The organism is Acidobacteriota bacterium (assembly GCA_016196035.1).
Classification (GTDB): domain Bacteria; phylum Acidobacteriota; class Blastocatellia; order RBC074; family RBC074; genus JACPYM01.
This window is the reverse complement of sequence record JACPYM010000098.1, coordinates 16,751-35,119: the sequence shown is the minus strand read 5'-3', so window position 1 is coordinate 35,119 and position 18,369 is coordinate 16,751. Positions and strand designations below refer to the sequence as shown.

The 18,369-nt window shown below is 58.7% G+C and carries 13 protein-coding genes; 3 read left to right on the top strand and 10 right to left on the bottom strand.

What is annotated here, in order from left to right:
- Together HY011_28075 and HY011_28070 are read left to right on the top strand one after the other, a co-directional pair.
- Positions 1-1,329 (top strand): SpoIIE family protein phosphatase (locus HY011_28075; GenBank protein ID MBI3426805.1); only part of this gene is annotated, 1,329 nt, incomplete at its 5' end.
- Positions 1,330-1,560 (top strand): SpoIIE family protein phosphatase, encoded by a 231-nt coding sequence (locus HY011_28070; GenBank protein ID MBI3426804.1) that lies wholly within the window; start codon positions 1,330-1,332, stop codon positions 1,558-1,560.
- A gap of 263 nt (positions 1,561-1,823) precedes the next feature.
- On the opposite strand, the gene HY011_28065 is transcribed toward HY011_28070, so the two are convergent.
- Both HY011_28065 and HY011_28060 read right to left on the bottom strand, forming a co-directional pair.
- Positions 1,824-2,726 carry an SDR family oxidoreductase gene (locus tag HY011_28065; GenBank protein ID MBI3426803.1) on the bottom strand — a complete coding sequence of 301 codons (903 nt, stop codon included), beginning with the start codon at positions 2,724-2,726 and terminating at the stop codon, positions 1,824-1,826.
- Positions 2,727-7,835 (bottom strand): hypothetical protein, encoded by a 5,109-nt coding sequence (locus tag HY011_28060; protein MBI3426802.1) that lies wholly within the window; start codon positions 7,833-7,835, stop codon positions 2,727-2,729.
- Between the two features lie 647 nt (positions 7,836-8,482).
- Here HY011_28060 and HY011_28055 point away from each other — a divergent pair.
- A complete protein-coding gene (locus tag HY011_28055; protein MBI3426801.1) occupies positions 8,483-9,544 on the top strand; it encodes a hypothetical protein in 1,062 nt (353 codons plus the stop codon).
- A 150-nt stretch (positions 9,545-9,694) separates the two neighbouring features.
- On the opposite strand, the gene HY011_28050 is transcribed toward HY011_28055, so the two are convergent.
- The 8 genes from HY011_28050 to HY011_28015 form a co-directional block, all read right to left on the bottom strand.
- Positions 9,695-10,861, bottom strand: a complete 1,167-nt coding sequence (locus HY011_28050; GenBank protein ID MBI3426800.1) for a hypothetical protein — start codon at positions 10,859-10,861, stop codon at positions 9,695-9,697.
- 129 nt (positions 10,862-10,990) lie between these two features.
- Entirely contained in the window at positions 10,991-11,824 is an 834-nt protein-coding gene (locus HY011_28045; GenBank protein ID MBI3426799.1) for a hypothetical protein, read from the bottom strand.
- Positions 11,825-11,869: 45 nt separating this feature from the next.
- Positions 11,870-13,522, bottom strand: a complete 1,653-nt coding sequence (locus HY011_28040; GenBank protein ID MBI3426798.1) for a protein kinase — start codon at positions 13,520-13,522, stop codon at positions 11,870-11,872.
- A gap of 85 nt (positions 13,523-13,607) precedes the next feature.
- Positions 13,608-15,197 carry a protein phosphatase 2C domain-containing protein gene (locus tag HY011_28035; GenBank protein ID MBI3426797.1) on the bottom strand — a complete coding sequence of 530 codons (1,590 nt, stop codon included), beginning with the start codon at positions 15,195-15,197 and terminating at the stop codon, positions 13,608-13,610.
- Positions 15,198-15,229: 32 nt separating this feature from the next.
- Positions 15,230-15,685, bottom strand: a complete 456-nt coding sequence (locus HY011_28030) for a four helix bundle protein (protein ID MBI3426796.1) — start codon at positions 15,683-15,685, stop codon at positions 15,230-15,232.
- Complete coding sequence (locus HY011_28025) at positions 15,685-17,376, bottom strand: FtsW/RodA/SpoVE family cell cycle protein (GenBank protein MBI3426795.1); 1,692 nt, start codon at positions 17,374-17,376, stop codon at positions 15,685-15,687. Before HY011_28025 ends, HY011_28030 begins: the two co-directional genes overlap by 1 nt.
- Before the next feature lie 370 nt (positions 17,377-17,746).
- A complete protein-coding gene (locus tag HY011_28020) occupies positions 17,747-18,022 on the bottom strand; it encodes a hypothetical protein (GenBank protein ID MBI3426794.1) in 276 nt (91 codons plus the stop codon).
- Positions 18,000-18,338, bottom strand: coding sequence for a TraR/DksA family transcriptional regulator (locus tag HY011_28015; protein ID MBI3426793.1), 339 nt, complete (start codon positions 18,336-18,338; stop codon positions 18,000-18,002). Before HY011_28015 ends, HY011_28020 begins: the two co-directional genes overlap by 23 nt.
- Between the last annotated feature and the right edge of the window lie 31 nt (positions 18,339-18,369).

Sequence of the window (18,369 nt, the reverse complement as noted above, 5' to 3'; positions counted from 1 at the left end):
TCCGAAGCGCCGGGACGTCGCCCCGCGGTCGAAATCATTGGCTTGGCCGACCAGCAAGGGCGCGTGCGACAAGCCGCGCCGCCCCACGAAACGCGCCGCGCCCGCCTGCTGCGCGAACGTGAATCGGAAGTCTGGGCAGTGGGCTATGGAGTGTCGCCTTTCCCTTTCGGCTACATCGCTGCCGAAGCCACGGCGTTTCTCGCGTTTGGCATCCTCCACCTCCTCTTATTCGCATTCTTCGCACGCCATGGGAGCAATCTCTTTTACGGTCTGTTTCTGTTGGGCGTCGGGATAAACGATTGCCTGAGCATCATTTTTCTTTCGGCACACTATGGGTTGACAGCGTATTACCTATTCGGGTGGGGGTTGGCGATCACTGGGTATGGGGCACCAATCTCGCTCATAGCCTTTTTGTACAGCGCCTTCAAGCCGGGACTGCCACGCTGGATGTGGTTATTTCTGGCTGGAGGATTGTTGGTAACGTTGTGGGAAAATGTATGGCCGGTGAAATTTTGGGCAACTGCCGGGACTCTCTTTAGTGTCGTGCTTGTGCTTGAGATGTTCCGAATTATGGTCGGCACGATCCGGCGACAACTCCCGGGCGCAAGGATTGTTGGCATAGGTGTTCTGCTTTTCTCTTTGACGCTGGTACAAGGGAGCATCGTCAATCCTGTCATGCTGGTGTGGGCCATTGGCAGTTTCGGAATGATCCTCGCCCTTTCGCTCTATCTGGCGCGCGAATACGCCCGCACCAACGAAAACCTTGAAGCCCAGCTTGTACAGGTCAAACAACTCTCCGCCGCCGCGCTGGGACACGAGAAAGTCAAAGCCGAAAACGAACGCCGCGCTGCCGAACTGGAAGAAGTCCGTCAATTGCAGCTTTCGATGCTGCCGAAGAAATTGCCGAGCCTGCCGCACCTCGACATCGCCGCGTATATGAAAACCGCTTCAGAAGTGGGCGGCGATTACTACGACTTTCACCTGGGCGAAGACGGTACGCTGACGATTGCGGTGGGCGATGCGACGGGACACGGGTTGAAAGCGGGTACGCTGGTGTCTTCGGTCAAGAGCCTGTTCGTTTCGCTGGCCTATCATCCCGACATCTCGCACATCTTCCATCGCATCAGCGCGGTGCTGAAAGAGATGAAATTGCGCGGACTGTTTATGGCGATGACGATGGTCAAAGTGAACGGCAATCAGATGAGCGTGAGCATTGCCGGAATGCCGTCTGTGTTGATCTATCGCGCGCAGACTGGTTTCGTGGAAGAGGTCGTGATGCGGGCGTTGCCGCTGGGCGGGATGACAAAGTATCAATACCAGCAGCGGTAATTGACGCTGGCGGCGGATGATGTCGTCGTGATGTTGAGCGATGGCTTGCCCGAACGCTTCAATCCGCGCGACGAGATGCTGGATTACGAGCGGATTTTCGCAGCCTTGCCGGCGCTGGCGCACCAGTCAGCCGAACAAATCATCACCGCACTCATTCGCCTCGGCGACGAGTGGAGCGAGGGTCGTCCGCAAGATGACGACAGCACGTTTGTCGTTATCAAAGTTCGTTGAGTGCATTGCCGCAACACTTCACAGCAACTGCCCCACCCAAAATTGATCTTCCTGCAAAATAATGCGGGCCAGGCTGAGACAGAATCCCCGCCGCTTTCGCTAATCAGCATGCAGCGCCGGGATTCGCGCTGTCACAGGAAGATTTTGCCGCGCTTGGTAACGAGCAAAGCACACGATCAATCCGGCGATGCGCCAGTGGCGCCGGGTCCAGAATTCGATCAGACCCGGACTGGCGAACGCCGCAACTCACCAGCCTGAGCCGTTTATGACCGCAGGTAAGACGCGCCATTCACATCCACGATCCCGCCCGTCAAAAAATCCGTCCCCGCCGAAGCCAGAAACAAAATCGTGCGCGCGACTTCATCGGGATGAGCCACGCGGTTGAGCGGGCTTTGCTGGCGGATGACATCGCCGGTTTCGCCGTGGACTTTCCAGGCGACGCGTTCGGTGTCCACGAAGCCGGGCGCGACGACGTAGACGAACACATTGTGCGGAGCCAACGCCTGGGCCAGCGATTGGCTCATGGCATTCAAGGCGGCTTTGCTCGCGCCGTAGGCAGGTGCGGTCGGTTCGCCGCGAAAAGCCCCGCGCGAAGAGACGTTGACGATTTTGCCGCCGCCTTGTTCGATCATCTGGCGACCGGCCCAGTAACACAGATTCGCCGCCGCGATCAGGTTGGTTTGAATAATCGCCGCCCAGGCCTGCTGCCATTGCTCGAAATTCACTCCGGCCAGCGGGTGATCGGCATAAATCGCGGCGTTGTTGACCAGTACATCCAGTTTGCCGAAGCGTTCGACCACGGCTTGCACCAGCGCCTTGGTCGCGTCGGGATTGGTCAAATCGTCCTGAAAGAGCGCGTGCGGGCCTGCCGCGTTGACGGGCAGCGTCGCCAGGGTCGCCTGTGCGGCAGCCTGATTGCTGCGGTAATGGAGGGCGACCTGTGCGCCGTGTTGCGCAAACAATCTGGCAGTGGCGCTGCCGATGCCTTGCGCCGCGCCGGTGATGAGTACGACCTGGTTGGTAAAATCCACGTTGGGGCCTCCGCCGAAAGGGTATGGTTGGTAAAATCCACGTTGGGGCCTCCGCCGAAAGGGTGACGAATGGTTTGAATGCGCGCCGGTTGGTTCCTCGGAAACAGGAAAGCTGGGTGAGAACCGCTCTCCCATTTATTTCATCTGCACTTTCAACACATTCGCCGTTTTCCCGTCCAGCGTCAAGACCACTTCGACCTCGCCACGCCCGGCCAATACACGCGGCAAGGGCACGTTGACCTGATCTAGTCCGACAAGGCCGCCCTGTGCGCCCGCGAATTGCGCGATGATGAGTTCCCCGCCAATCGCACACTTCACCGTGTTCAGATTGCTGCGTTGCCGGATGCCGGTGCCGTACAGCACCAGAAAAACCTGATCGGTGACAGGCCCCAAATCAATCGGCACCGCGACGAACGTGCGCGTGGCGGTGTCGAAGCGGCTGAGCGGTTCGAAGAGTTGTTGCGTGCCGCGCACGCGCAAGAGCAAGCCGGCGGGCAAGCCCTTGCCGGTCGCATCCACGCTAAACAAACCGGGCGACACGGCGCTGATGTCGAAGGTCGAAATGCTGATGCGCCCGTCACTGGCGACAATCGTTGCCGTCGCGAGACCAACGGCAGTGCCCGGCGGAATCTGGTAGTTGATCTGCCCGGCGGAGACAAAGAAAAGCGGGGCCAGGCGTTCAACGCCCGCGCTGTCTTTGACGCGCACGGTCGTGCCCGCCAAGGCCGTCGGCAAAGGCGTCGTCGTGGCTGAGGCCGTGGCCGCCGCCAGCCGCTGCCCAAAGAGCGTGACAATTTGTTCCGGTGCGCCCTGCCCTGCGGCATAACTGGCCGCCGACACGGTCGCGCCCGCGCCCGCGATCAAATAACTCAATTGATTGGTGACGACGTTCTGAAGCGGGTCAAAGACGGTGAGGTTGGCGACGCCGGTGTTCGCAACGTCGGCGGCCTCGATGGTGACGTTGAGTTGCGTGGCGCTGACGAACGTCGTCGAGCGCGCGACATCATTCCAACGCACGATTGAATCGGGACGGAAGCCCAGACCGTTGATCGTCAAAACGAATTTGGCCGCGCCCGCCAGCGCGTAAGGCGGATTGGCGTTCGCCAACAGCAACGCCGTGTTCACGGCATTCCCGGCTTGGGTCACGGTCAGCGTGTTGCCGCCCAGACGCAACGTGCCTGTGCGCGCGGGGCCGGGGTTTGGCGCGGCTTCAAAACGCAAAATGCTCGCGCCCGCGCCTTGCGCGCCGCCCAGATTGAGTCGTAACCATTCGCTCTCGCTGGTGGCCATCCAGGCGCAGCCGGGCGCTGTCGCGACGGATACGCCGTAACTTTCGCCTGCTGAGACTGCATTGAGTTGTTTGGCGCTCAACTGGAATTGGCAACCCGCTTCCTGCGTCACATTGAAGCTTTGCCCGCCCGCCGTGATTGTGCCGGTGCGTGCGATACCCTGATTCGGCGCAGCGACGAAATTCACCGTGCCGTCGCCCGTGCCTGCCGCCAAACCGTCTATCGAAAGCCAACCCACATTGCTGGCCGCCGTCCAGGCGCAATGGCTGGCGGTCACGACATTGAACGTGCCGGACGCGCCCGCCGCGCTTAAGCTCTGCGCGGTTGGATTCAATGCATAAGCGCAGGTGGCCGCCGTTTGCGTGACGGTGTGCGTCACGCCGCCGATGGTTAGCGTGCCGATGCGCGCGCCGCCGGCATTCACCGCGACTGAATAACCGACCGTGCCGTTCCCGGTGCCGCTCGCGCCCGCCGTGATGGTTAGCCAGGGCGCATTGCTGATCGCCGTCCACGCGCAACTGGCCGCTGCTGTGACGTTGAGCGTGCTGGTCGCGGCGGCGGGCGTGAATTGGCGCGTCACGGCATTGATGGCGACGGCGCACGACGATGCCTGCGAGATCGTGTAATTCTGCCCGGCCAGATTCAGCGTCGCGACGCGCGCGGGGCCGGTGTTGGCCGCGACAGTGATGTTGACCGTGCCGTTCCCCGTGCCGGAAGCGCCGCTGGTGATGCGCGCCCAATCCACCGGACTGCTCGCCGTCCAGGTGCAGCCTGCGCCCGCCGTCACATTCACGGGGCCGGTGCCGCCCGCGCCCGTGAAATCCTGGCTGGTGCGATTCAACGCGAAGCTGCAACCACCCGCTTGCGTGATCGTCACGCCGCGCCCAGCGATGGTCATTTCGCCGGTGCGCGCGGGGCCGGTGTTGGCCTGCACGGTGAAGGTAACCGTGTTGACGCCGGTGCCATTCGCGCCCGCGTTGATCGTAATCCACGGCACATGACTTTGCGCGACCCAGGTGCAAGCGCCGCCCGCGACAACATTGATAACGGCGGTGCCTGTCGCGGCGCTGAAGCTGCGCGTGTTGGGTGAGATGTTGAATCCGCAGTTGGAATCCTGCGTCGCCGTGAAGGTCTGCCCGGCAATCAAAACCGTGCCGGTGCGTTCCAAACTGTCATTCGGCGCAACCGTCAGCGTGACGGTGCTGTTGCCGCTGTAATTGTTGGCCGTCAGTTTGATCCACGGCACATTGCTCGTGGCGACCCAGGGACAGCCGGTTTCGGCGCTGACGATGACGCCGAACTGTTCGCCCGAGCCGCTGAAATTGCGGTTCGTGGCATTCAGCCGGAAGGTGCAACCCGCCGCCTGATTCACTGTCACGGTCTGGCCCGCGACAATCAACGTGCCCGTGCGCGCGGGGCCAGTATTGGTGGCGATTGAGAAATTCACCGTGCCATTGCTGGTGCCCGTCGCGCCGCTGGTGATGCTGATCCAATTCACATTGCTGACCGCCGTCCAGGTGCAACCGGCGTTGGCCGTCACGGCTACGTTATTGGTGCTGGCCGGGGCGGTCACGGCGCGCACCGTGGCATTGAGCGTGTAATTGCACGCCGCCACTGTGAACGGATCGCTCGTCGCGTCGGCGCAATCGCTGCGTATCAACCGAATCGGCCCCGTCGTCGCGCCGCCCGGCACGACCGCGCGGAGTTGCGTATCGCTGAGAATGGTAAACGCCGCGTTGAGATTGTTGTTAAAACGCACGGCGCTGATACCGGCGAAGTGATTGCCGATGAGCGTGACGTTGACGCCGGCCTGGCCGCGCGGCGGATTCACGCTGCTGATCGTGGGACACACGGGTGCGCCTGGCCGCAGCGTGAAATCCATGTCCGAAATATCAAAAAAGATGTTGCCGATGGCTTCGATGCGCACGCGCGCGGTCGTACTGTCCAAGCCGCCCGGCACCGTGATCGTCTCGCTGCCGTCGTTGGGCGTCGCGGTCAACAGCGTAATCGGAAAGGTATTGCCGCCATCGGTCGAAAGCGTGATGCGCACCTGACTGACATTGAGCGCCGCGCCGTTGGTATTCGCGACATTCCAGGTGATGGTTTCGAGCGTGCCACCCACCCACTGTTCATTGGTGTTGGGCGCGGTGACGGCAAACGGGCCAGCCGTATCATCCACCGTCAGCAGCACGTCGTCATCCGCCACGCCGCCGCGTCCGTCGCGCACGGTCACTTTGAAGTTCAACTGCCGCGCCACATACGGCAGGCTTTCCGCGCTGAAGACCGCCACGCCGTTTTCGTCGTGCTGCAACGGGGCTTCGTTGCCGCTGTTCAAAATGTAATGCAGATCAGGAAAGATGCGCGCGCGGTTGAGCGAAGGCACATAAGGCCGAAAGAGCGGGCGCGTCGAATTCGGCCCGTCATCAGCATCTGAAAATGGCGGGTTGCTGTAAACAATGCTCCCGGCATCCATCTGCTCCCAGGCGTAGGTCAGATTCGGCACGTCAAAGATGTCGGGATCAGTCGCCGTCGCCGTCAGTACAAACGGCGTGTTGCGGGGAATGCGAAAGTCGGTCCCGCCATTCACCGTGGGGATGCCGTTATTTGAATTGAGACGCGCGCCGCAAACCGCCGTAGTCTGCAAGAACGCGCTCATTTGCGCCAGCGTCCCACCGTGAAAATGCAGCGCCCGCATTGTCGCAATCGCATTGCACGAACCCGCCAGCGACATAATCGTCAAGCCGCTGCCCGGTTCCCAGGCGCTGAAACTGTTACGCCCTGGGCCGCAGGCGGAATTCATATCGGTGTCGTTATAGGTGTGCGTCGCGCCGAATTGATGGGCGATCTCGTGCGCCAGCCGCGTGATGAAAAACGTATTGCCCAGCGTCGCGGCGTCGTTGAAGAGCGTCACGCCGCCGCCTTTGAATGCGCCAGCGGCTCCGGCTTCCACACAAACCACGCTGTTGTTCGCGGTGCCGCCGCTGCCGGTGCCCAGCACGTGGCCCAGATCGTAATTCGCCGCGCCCAGCGTTTGACTGAGCACGCCGCGCACTTCGCTGAGCATCGCTGTCGGGTTGCCGTTCGTGAAGTTGTCGCTGCCGGTGAAGATGACCTTGTCGTTGTTGGCGGCGAGTTTGAAATGCACGGCCAAGTCGCGTTCGTAAATCACGTTGACCGCGTTCAGCCAGGCATTGACCGACGCCAGCGCACTCTCGACCGTGCCGCCACCCAGGTTCGGCGCATTCGTATATTCAACCGTCGTCGCGATGGCGATGCGAAACTGGCGCTGCACATTGCCGAACGCAAACTGCGGCGCGGCGATTCGAGCACTCTGTTCAACCAGCGCTGGCAACTGTTCGGCCAAGCACTCCGCGTCGCGCGGCTGCACGGCATCCTGCCCGTAGTAACTCACATAAGCGCCGGGATCATTCGTCGCGCCCGTCGGCACAACACTGACGGCCTGATCTTTGCTCAACACCAAGGCGTGCAACCCGCGCGCCGACCAGGCCAAACGCACGACCATCGCGGGATCGTCCACGCCCTGGCCACGATAACTTTTGATGGTGGGAAAACGCGCCGCCAACGCGGGTTCCAGTGCGGGCGATTCTTCGATGCGAAAGCGCGTGAACGAACCATCCGGCATGGGCAGGCTGATGAGGCTCTGGCTGTCGCGCAGCAGGGCGCTGTGCTCATACGGCGCTTTGCGCAAAGCTTCTTGCCAAGCCGCGCGATTCAACCGCAGTGCGCGAAAGCTGCGCCCCGGCGCGAGGGCCAAAGGCCGGGCGGTCTGCGTGGGATTGAGGTCTTGCCAATACTCCGCGCTCGTTTGCGTCTTGGCTGTTACAACGTTGTGCCACGTCCACCCAATACCGCCAGCGACGCAGAACCCGGCCAACAACAACACCAAACGGCGCGCTTGCGCTACCGTCAACCATAAAGAAACTCTGCTGGTCATGGCGATGAACGACTCCCTCAGGCAGCGCGCCATCAGGCAAGTTGCCGTAGCTCTGCGGACACGGGCGAGCGCGGCAGCTTTCCCTGGCGCAACGAGCCTGATTTTTCGCGTTATACACGCATCTGGTGATACGTAAGATTTCGGGGTAAGTTGGCGGACAGTAAATCAGAAAAGCCCAGAGCAGTAAAGCGGCGTGGCAGCCTGAGTAGCGCAACCAGGGCTTTTGCAAAGTCCTCAAATATTCGACAACGATGCGATGCTGATTCCTGATTCCCGACTCCTGATTCCTGGCAAATTGAAACTCAGCCAGTATTTTCAAGTGATCAGGAATCAGGAGTCGGGGATCAGGAGTCAGCCAAGCGGGTCAAATGTTTCTTCTGACGACTTTGCAAAAGCCCTGGTAGCGCAACCCTGCCGAGGTTGCGCCGCTTTCGCTACTCCAATTTGGGTTGCCAGTAACGCAAAGACGAGAGTAGCGCAACCTTGGCAGGGTTGCGCTACTCAGGCTGCGCCAACTCTTGACCCGCAGTGGTTGCAGCCTCACGCAAAAATTGTTCAAGACTGGACGCGCGCTCCTTACCACCTTACACTCCGCTTATCGCCCCGCACCTCTGCCCCCGTTTCCCAATCCCTCAAAGAGGCCCGCTATGAATGTTTCGTTGCGCTGCTCTCAATTTCTATTCTATGGGGCATTGCTTGCTTCTCCCCTCTTCTGTGCGGCTGCCGTGCGCGCCGCCGGTTTGGGTGACGGCCAGCAAGTCGCGCCACAAACTGATGGCGTGAAGGCAACTCCGCCTGACTTTCGCGCAACGCTCGGCACTGCATCAAACCAACCCGCACAAGTGAACGCAGCAAACTTAGGCTCGGTCTTGCTCTTTCCGGTTTACACCTCGAGCAGCGCCGCGCCGCAGCAACAAAATACCCGCTTCAGTCTCACCAACGTTGCTGAAACGACGGCAGTCAATGTGCATCTGTTTTTTGTGGATGGCGTCACGGGCCGATCTGCTGACGCCTGGATTTGCCTGACAGCGCAGCAAACCGTCAGCCTGCTCGCATCGGATGTTGATCCAGGCGTGAACGGTTACGTTGTGGCGGTGGCGACGGATGCGCGCGGCTGCCCGCTACATTTCAATTTTCTGGCTGGCGAAGCAGCGGTCAAATTTGCGTCTGGGCACGCGGCGAATCTGGCGGCGGTAGCAATTGCAGCCTTGGATGGCGCGGCGGTATGTGTGGGAGTGACGGCGACGTTGCGTTTTGATGGCGTCAAGTTCAGCGCCTTGCCGCGCGTGCTGGCGGTGTCGAATTTCCCGAGCCGGGCGGATGGCAATGATACTTTCGTGCTGGTGGATCGCATCGGTGGAGATTTGACAGGCTCAGCCGTCAGCATAGGAACGCTCTTCGGCGTTGTTTATGATGATGCAGAATCACCCTTCAGTTTTTCGTCTTTGTCGCAGAGTGCGCAATTGCGCATCAACTTCCGGTGCCAGTTTCCAGCACGTTGCCCCTTTCTTACGCAATATATTCCCGCTGGCCGTAGCGGTTGGCTCAAGCTCTACAACTTGACGCAAGACGTCGCTTTGCTTGGCGCGTTGTTCAATTTCAACCCTTTCCTCCAAGCTGGTTCCTTTTCACAAGGCCACAACCTGCACGCGCTGAGTCTGACGAACAGCGTCGTCCTGACGATTCCGGTCTTCCCGCCGACTTGTTAACTGGAATGGCGAAGTCTTTGGAGTGCGTGCGGCACAGGCCGCCGCTTTGGTAGTCCCTTCATCATTCAAACCGCGAAGGGCATACCAAAGCGGCGGCCTGTGCCGCACGCACTCCAAAGACGCTGCGCGTCGAAATCATCTGCAACAGGGTTACGGCTTGTATTCCAGGCTGTGGCGCGTCGTCATATCGTAATACGACTCGTAGCCGCCGCTCGTTTGATCCTTGATGAGGCTGTCAATCGTTTGCAGCAATTGCACGCTGAACGAATTGTCTATCGTTTGCGGGTGCGGGTTGGTGTAGTAGGCATAGTTGAAATAACTGCGAATGATCACGCTCTTGTCGTCAATCGGCAGCGCCTTCAAATTGTCCACCCAACGCTCCAGGCTGTTCTGCCGCCAGAGATAAAACTCTACGTTAGAGACGTAAAAGGCCGAGACCTTCAGGCCAATCTCTTTCAGATAATCGCCACAAGCGCGCACGCCTTTCGGCCCGGACAAATCCGCCGTCAGCATCACGATCTGATTGCGATCCTGCATTTGCTTGATCACCATAAAATCGGCTTCGGTTGCCAGATAGTTGCGCTGTGCGCCTTCGAGGTCTTTTTCCAAGAGCAGGTCGCGATAGGCGGGGAAGAAACGGCCTGTGTTGCGGTCGCGGATGGTGTAACGGACTTCCAGGCAATCTTCGTAAAAGGCGCGATGCGTGTCGGCGATGGTTTCATAATCGCGCGGCGACAAATCGGCGCCAAACGTGGCAACCTTCTTGGCAACTTCGCCTTTTAGGCGTTCAGCAATCTTGGCATCCAGCGGCGTGCGGTCAAAGTATTCGACCAGGTCCCGAATCGTTTTGTTCTCCCAACGCTTCACATCCTTGGGCAGTGGGCGGGCAAAGAGGTTGCATAGATATTCAATGCGATTGCGCGACATCATAAACAGCGCCTTGAACATCATGTGCTGCATCATCGCGTCGCGGCGAATGTCAACCAGCAAAGCCAGTTTCGGTTTGATCTGCGCAATGTAGGAAAAATTCTGATCGGGGCCGACCCCCAAATAAGCTCCCCCCGTCACACCCATCGTTTGCAGCTTGCCCAAAACGTGCAAATAAGAAAGTTCATTCGACACCAGATTATCGGAGCCGAAATAGCCCGCGCGTTCTGATAGGCGCTGGATCAATTGGCCGAACTCGCTCAGCTTCGGCGCTTCGGTGGGCTTGGCGCTTTGCGGCGGCTCGACGATGGCTTGCGTATGGGCGGCGGGCGCGGTGATAAAGGCCAAAATCACCAGCGCGGGAACAATAAACTTGCGCAAAAACAACATGCGGTTACTCCTCGTAGGAAAGGTACAGCAGGCTGCCAGCCTGCTGAAGACTCAGCCAATCAATCCGTCGCGAAACCTCAAAGCATCAAATGCGAAGTCCATCCGCAAGCTGGCAGCCTGCGATGCAACTCAAACAATCTTCAAATCGTAGTTGCCGATCTTGAATGCTTGCCCGGCAACCAGCGTTTGACTCTCGCCTTGTAACACTTCCTGGCCTCCGATTTCCAGCGGATTGCGGCCTTCGCAGGCGAGTGTATATGAACCATCATCCTGTCGCGCGAGGGTCGCCTGCTTGCGGCTGATCTCCAAATCGCCGTCCAGCCGCAAATCTACAGGGAAATCTTTTGAGCCGCGCCCGATGGAAATTTTGGGCGTGTAAAACTTGGCGGTCTGCGCCTCTGCGCCGCTCAGCGAAAATTCGATGGCGAACAGCGGCGCGCGGGGCCGCACAATCGTAGCTTCGTTATCGTCAACAATGGTTTCGGCGGGTTCAGCGGTGGCAGGCATCGGCGGCGCTTCGATGCGTTTGCGGGGCCGCACCTCAGTCTTGGGCGAAGAGCTGTCCCACACGGGCTGGACACGAAACTTCCCTTTTTCCAGTGTGCCGTCCACGCGCAACTCAACCGCGAAGGTTTTGGTTTGCACGTCCATGTCGCCGACCAGTTCTTTGGCGCGTTCTGAGAGCACGTGAAACAGCCCGCGCTGCAAGCCCTCGCGCTTGTCGCCCTGCCACTGCGCGTCGTCTTCGCGGCTCAGAAAGACCAGGTACTCGCGCGGGATATAAGTGGGGCCGCCCGGCGGCGTGAACATCTCGCGCTGCATCACGACCTCAATCTCGCGCGCGATGGAAACCAGAAACTCTTCCAACTCGCGGCGCGGCTTGGGCGCTTCGGGCACATACGTCGCGGCCTCTTCGCCATCCAGCCAACGCCGAAAATCACTTAGTAAATTTGCAATTCCCATAAGCTCTTAATTCGATCTCTCAAAACATACAGTTCAAACAATCTCTTACCAAGCCCGTCTTCCGATCACCTTTACATTACGCGGCGTACCATACACCCAGCCCTGCTTTTGATCGTTGCTATGCGGTTCGGACTCATCCCATTGAGTGACTTCGATCTGCATCCAGCCTTGTTCATTTTCGGCCAGCACGTGATGGCGAGTGCCCTGTGCGACCACGCCCAACTCGGCGAATTTCATGCTGGGACCAGTGCGCACGTTCAGTTTTTCAATCGCGATTTCAATGCGGCTAGCCGTGCCGAAGCCCACCGGCAAGCCGTTGTTGCGCACGTAATGATAAAGCGTCAGCAGAAATCCAAGAAAAGCAATCGCCAGCAAACCGCCGAATACCAGGCTGCGGCGGCCTTCGGTGAATTTATCTTTGACCTCAAAGCGCGCCGCGCGGCGTTGCTCGTTCTTTTGCGCGGGCGTTTGGGGCTGGGCGGTGGTGGCGCTGAGTTGGCCGTTCTGTGGCGCGGCGTTAATGGATTGCGGCAGCGTCGCCGGAGCCTTTGGATGCAGGTCAACGACGATTTTGGGTTTTGACGTAGCTCCGTTCGTTTGCAGCGGCTGGTGCGGCGCGGGTGAAACGCTGACAGGCGGCACCGCGATTTGTTGCGCCAGTGGTTCAACGACAGCAGCGAGCGGTTCCGCGACGGTCACGTCTTTGGGTTGTGCGCCCGAGCTGGCCAAGACGGGGTTGAATTCCGGTTGTGGCGGCATGGTCGGCACGTCGAATTTGCTGACGCTCAGACGCGGGCGGACTTGGGTTTCTTCTTCAGCAGGGCCGGCCAATACGGCGACATTGGCGAGGTCACTCCAGAATTCGATGACGGAGGCGTAACGGTCTTCCGGCTCCAACGCCGTCGCGCGTTTCAACACATTGAGCAAGGCCCTGGCCCAGCTTTCGTTTTGCATTTCGGCAGGCAGCGCGATGATCGTTTGACAGGCGTACTGGCTGGGCGCGCGGCCACAGACGACGGTGTAAACGCTTTTGGCGAGCGAATAAATGTCGGCGGCGGCGGTCAAACGTTCGACCCGGCCATGCGGCTCGACTTCATCGGGATGATGTTCGGGCGGTGCGTAAATGCCCGCCCCGACACGGGTGATTTCGGTGGCTTCGCCGCTGGTGAGTTTGGCGACGCCAAAATCAGCGACCTTCAAAGTTTGCGGCTCGGCGCTCAGCAATAAGTTATTCGGCTTCAAATCGCGGTGAATGATGCCCTGACTGTGCGCGTAAGCAAGCGCTTCGCAAGCCTGTTTGAAAAAGAAGAGCGCCCGCTCCAAGCCTAAACGATTGCCGGGCTGGCAGCGGCATAAACGTAACAGGTCGCCGCCCGGCATGTATTCGAGCACCAGATAGTGAAAGGGCACGCCACGCAAATCCGCCGCCGTGCCGTGGCCCAGTCGCAGGATCACGTGCGGATGGCGCACCGTGTCGAGCGCAATGGCTTCGTTCTGAAAGTTCTCGACTAGCGTGCGTTCGAGGTCGGCGTCGGGCGTGCCTTGCAAACTGGTGTTCAAGGCTTTCAAGACGACTTCGCGGCCACCCGCCAGATGATCGCGCGCCACCCAGATTTCAGCATAGCTGCCGAGACCCAGGCGTTCGTGCACCTCGTAGCGTTCATCCACCAAGCTGTTTTCGAGTCGCAGTTCGGGCATTTTTCGATTGCGGATTGCGGATTGCGGATTGCGGATTGCGGATTGCGGAACTTCAAAGCTGCAATTCGCAATCTACAACCCGCAATCATTGCAAAGCTTTCTTCAAGCTCTCTTCCATATTCTTTTTGTCGTTCAGCGCCGAATAAGCGAGCGCCAGGTGCACATAAAGATCCGGCAAAGTGGCATCCAGGCGCGCCGCTTCGTTCAGGTGCTTGACGGCGTCTGGATACTGTTTCATTTCGTAATCGGCGCGCCCCAGCCAATAGCGCAACTCGGCATTTTCGGGTTTGGCCGCCGCCAATTGGGCCAGCCGTTCGCGCGCTTTGTCATAGCGCCGCTCTTCAAACAAGGCGCGCGCCGCCGCCAGTTCGGGATCGCTCCTGCCTGGGTTGATCGTCGTCCGGTTGAGGGCGGCGGCTGGCTCACCGGTCACCCAGGCCAGCAACTCGTTGTAATAACGCCCCACCCCAAACGCCAACATCAACAACACCAGATAAAACCCCAGCAACAACATGTCACGCCCTTTGTTGTCACCCGAACTGTTGGGCACGCTGGGCGGTGGCGCGCTGGGCTGTGGCGCATGGTTCCGGGGGCGCTCTGCCGCCGGTTGAATCCAGGACTTGGCATTAGCAGTGGTTTGCCGCTCGTTTGCGCCCGCGTGCAAACCATCCTCAGTTGGGCGAGCAGCCAGATCGCGCGTTTCTTTTTCACGCGACGCCGCCTGGCGCAAGCGCGCCGAATCCGTCACGGCCTCCGTTTCGGTAGCATTCCCGGCAGCGGGCCGACTACCGGAACGGTCAATCACCGGCGACGAAAGCGGGCCGCTGGGGTCGCCGAACTCAACCTGGAAACGGGAACCGCCGCTTGAGGCCGCGCCTTTTGAGGCCGCGCGCAACCGCGCAATCGCCGGGCGCGTTTGTTCATCGGCGTAACGACGGTCGCCGAAATCCACCACCACAGCGGTCAGGTTGTCTTCGGCCCCGCGTTCAAAACAAATCTCTTTGACCTGGGCGCAAAACTTTTGTGGATGCAGATGCGCGCGCATCAGTTCGGCCAACTCGGCGTCGTTGAGATGGCGGGTGACGCCATCGCTGCACAACAGAAAACTGGTGTGTTCGTTGAGCGGCACGATTTTGAAATCAGCTTCGACATCGGCTTCCGCGCCGAGGGCGCGGTTGATGACGTTGCGGCGCGGATGATGCGCAGCCTGGGCGGCGCTCAACACACCTGAACGCACGGCGTCATTCACTTCGCTATGATCTTCGGTTTCGCAGATCAAATCGCGGCCATCGAAGCGATAGACACGGCTGTCCCCGACGTGCCCGATGATCGCGCGGTTGTCATTCAAGGCCGCCACCAAGGCTACTGTCGTCGCCATGCCGTGCAATTCAGTCAATTCGTTAGCCGCTTCGTAAATGCTGCGATTGGAAAGGTGAATCGTTTGTTTGAGCGCCGTCAGCAAATCATTGCCCTGGCGCGGCTGAGCGTTGAAGGCCTGGTTAAACACATCCACCACGGTCTGGCTGGCGACTTGGCCGCCGCGCCGCCCACCCACGCCATCTGCCACGAGAAACAGGCGTGCCTGTGGGAGGGCCAGCAAACGGTCTTCGTTCGTGGCGCGTTTCGGGTTTAACCCGCGATCCGTGACGGTCCCCACTGTGATTCTTAGCGGCATTCTTGCAGACCTCAGACTTCAGACCTCAGACCTCAGACTTCAGACCTCAGACCAACTGCCCTAAAGAGTGTGAATAACGATGCAGCAAGACCGAGGAGCAGTAGGATCAACTTGGTAGCTTGAATTACCAACTCTTTTTGAATGGCAGCCACCAGACCGGAAAGCGTTTTGCTGGTTTCTTCAGCTTGTGCACAAAACTGCTGATAATTGGCATCTGCCAAATATCCCAGGCGATTTGATAGGTGTAGAAAATATCTGGTTTCGGCCAACGAGCCAGCGGCGATTGAAAGAAAATGCAGATAGTCTTTTTTGCTGCTCCGGTTTGCCCCTTCAGCGATATTGGCAGGCACCGAATAAGCCGCACGCCGTAATTGAGAAGTCAGTCCAAATAATTCTTCGCGGGGGAAAGTCTTCGTTGTTCCATAAACGGCAACAACCAAATCATCTGCCAACTGCCACGCTTTGATTTTCATAAAATCTCGGGCCATTACTGTTTCCCCTTTCCCCCTGCGCGCCAACCTCGTGCCTTCAAAGCTTCTGGTCTGAGGTCTGAGGTCTGAGGTCTGAGGTCTGAAGTCTTGTTATTCCGATGGGAGATTGCCATTAACACGCCGAGCATAAAGAAACTCGTCAATAACGACCAGCCGCCATGACTCACAAAGGGGAGCGTGATGCCGGTCATCGGCAGCATGCGAATCACGCCGCCAATGTTGACGACGGCTTGGAAACCCAGAAAGGCCGTGATCCCGGCGGCGATCAGCTTAGTGAACATATCGCGCGCCTCAATGGCGACGCGCATGCCAGCGATTACGAGCAAGATAAACGCAAAGATCACCAGCGCGCCACCCGCTAGGCCCAACTCTTCGGCAATCGCCGCATAGATAAAATCCGAATCGGCAATCGGTACGATTTCGGGATAGCCACGGCCTAAGCCTGCTCCCACCAATCGCCCATCGCTGACTCCAAAGAGTGCTTGTGAGGGTTGAAACGCATACGAATTGTACCACGCTTCTTCATTCGACACGCCGCGCCCTTCGGCATTTTCGGCCTCGCGCTGCCACCACCAGTTTTCCTCCGGGTCAGGCGGCGTTCCAGCATTCAACCACAGATAAAAGCGCTGATGAATTCGCCGTGGGATGCCTTTGCTCACCACGCCTTTGACACGCTCGACGGCAGACACGGTCTGGTTATCGGTGAACACATCCACGACCGTATTGTAGGCGCCCGCCAGCAGGATGGAACCAGTCACGACGACAAAGATCAGCACGACCGCAATGGTCACTTGCGGCAAACGCCGCACCGCCACGACGTACAACGTCAAATATGCGCCGAAAAAGACCAGCATCTGACCGAAGTCCGACAAAGCAAAAAACGGAATGACCGGCAACAAGGCGATCACGAGAAATGGAATCATGAAACGCGCGGGCGGCATGCCCCAATACGTCCGCGACAGGTTGCGGTAATGCGCGGCGAGGATGCCCGCGAAGCTGACGAGAAAGGAAATTTTGACCGGCTCCCAAGGCGTCGTCTTCCCTAGAAACTTGCCCGCGCTGGAACCGATGATGGCAATCAATACGAAGGGTATGGCCGTGGCCAGGCCGATTAAAAAGCTGTGCTGTTGCAACCACAACAACACATCATCGCGATTGGTAAAGATGAAAGCAGCCGCAAAACCCGCTAAAGCTGCCAGCAAAATCCAGGTCGAGAGCGAAGTAAAAATGCGCGTAAACGTCCAGTACTGTTCTTCGCGTTGGTCAGCGGCACCAACAGGGAGGCGAAAGTTGGGATCGCCAAACAACGCTTGTTTTTTAATCGCGTCGTAATGGTCGTTGACGAACCGCATGCGCAGCGTGTTCATCTTTTCCAAGCGCACGGCGGTTTTTTGGCGCGTGCTGTATTCAGGATCGGTGAACAGGCGGTATTGCACGACCTGCCCGATGCTCAGCAGCAACAAGGCCGTGGTGAAGAGCGTCCAATCGCCCGCATATTTGTGCCGGCGCGAGAGCCACAAGAATGCGAAAAGCAGCGGCAGAAAAAGCAACAGATCGCGCAGGGCCAATAAGAACGATGGCGCAAAGCCGCGCGCCACGCCCGCCCGATAAATGGCCAGATAGGCCAGCGCATTGAGCGCCCACAACAACAGCAACAACAATAAATGTGATGAAGGACGATTTTTCATGCCCGCACAACGATCCGCTTGCCGCATTCATACGTGCGCGGCATCAGAGGTGTTTCATTTGCCTTGAGGGACGTTTCCGCTTGCCACTACCAGGGTGGGCGCATCATACGTGGCGGGGCAAACTTTTTGAAGTGCGGCGCGGGCGAAGTAACGAGGATAGGACTTAGGCAGAAATTTGCCACAGAGGCACAGAGACACGGAGCAAGACCCAAAACTCTCCTGGCAACCGAGAAAAACTCTGTGACTCTGTGCTTCTGTGGCAATCTTGCTTGGTTTTTGCATTAGTCCTGGAGTAAAAAAATGGGAGTCCCGTTTTCTGCCAGCGGAACTCCCCATAAAGCCCTGTTTGACCGGCGCGTGCCGACCAAACCTAGCTTCTCTCTTCTGCTTGGACTCCCTTGCGATAGGAGGTGTAGAGGTAAATCGGTATCAGCAAAGCACCCAAATGTTTTTGCGACAGCAGCGAGACTTCGGCCCGCTCCAAACATCCGGCATTCGTCATAAGGCGCAACAGCGCGAGACTGGTCAACTCGTCCGCTTCAATCAATTGGCAATTGCCAATTGGTGCAAAGCGCGTATGTTTCACTGCGACCGCACCAGCGGCGCTGGCACGCAACAATATCTCAACGCTCCAAACTTTCTTCACAACTGACGCACCTGACGGCGTATGGCACAGCGGCCAACCGGGGTTTGGCGATGGGCTGCTCACACATTTCGCAAATGCCATAAACGCCCTCTTCCAAGCGCAGCAAAGTCTGTTCGATCTGGCGCATCTCGGCACGAATGGAATCGTCGAGCGCGCTCAGCACCTCGTCATTCTCGCGCTGGGCGGCTTGCTCGGCGAAATCCGCCAGCAAAGGTTCATCTTCACGGCGCACATCACGGGAAATTTTGTCCAGGCGCCCACCGATTTGCTGATACCTGATCAGCAGTTGTTGCCGAATTTTTTCTTGATTGCGCATACCTCGCCCCTTTCCTTTCTCACAACCTTTC

What these genes read in the sequence shown, in the direction of transcription:
- HY011_28065 (MBI3426803.1), bottom strand. Translation starts at nt 2,726, where the DNA reads ATGGGAGAGCGGTTCTCACCCAGCTTTCCTGTTTCCGAGGAACCAACC.
- HY011_28060 (MBI3426802.1), bottom strand. Translation starts at nt 7,835, where the DNA reads ATGACCAGCAGAGTTTCTTTATGGTTGACGGTAGCGCAAGCGCGCCGT.
- HY011_28055 (MBI3426801.1), top strand. Translation starts at nt 8,483, where the DNA reads ATGAATGTTTCGTTGCGCTGCTCTCAATTTCTATTCTATGGGGCATTG.
- HY011_28050 (MBI3426800.1), bottom strand. Translation starts at nt 10,861, where the DNA reads ATGTTGTTTTTGCGCAAGTTTATTGTTCCCGCGCTGGTGATTTTGGCC.
- HY011_28045 (MBI3426799.1), bottom strand. Translation starts at nt 11,824, where the DNA reads ATGGGAATTGCAAATTTACTAAGTGATTTTCGGCGTTGGCTGGATGGC.
- HY011_28040 (MBI3426798.1), bottom strand. Translation starts at nt 13,522, where the DNA reads ATGCCCGAACTGCGACTCGAAAACAGCTTGGTGGATGAACGCTACGAG.
- HY011_28035 (MBI3426797.1), bottom strand. Translation starts at nt 15,197, where the DNA reads ATGCCGCTAAGAATCACAGTGGGGACCGTCACGGATCGCGGGTTAAAC.
- HY011_28030 (MBI3426796.1), bottom strand. Translation starts at nt 15,685, where the DNA reads ATGGCCCGAGATTTTATGAAAATCAAAGCGTGGCAGTTGGCAGATGAT.
- HY011_28025 (MBI3426795.1), bottom strand. Translation starts at nt 17,376, where the DNA reads ATGAAAAATCGTCCTTCATCACATTTATTGTTGTTGCTGTTGTTGTGG.
- HY011_28015 (MBI3426793.1), bottom strand. Translation starts at nt 18,338, where the DNA reads ATGCGCAATCAAGAAAAAATTCGGCAACAACTGCTGATCAGGTATCAG.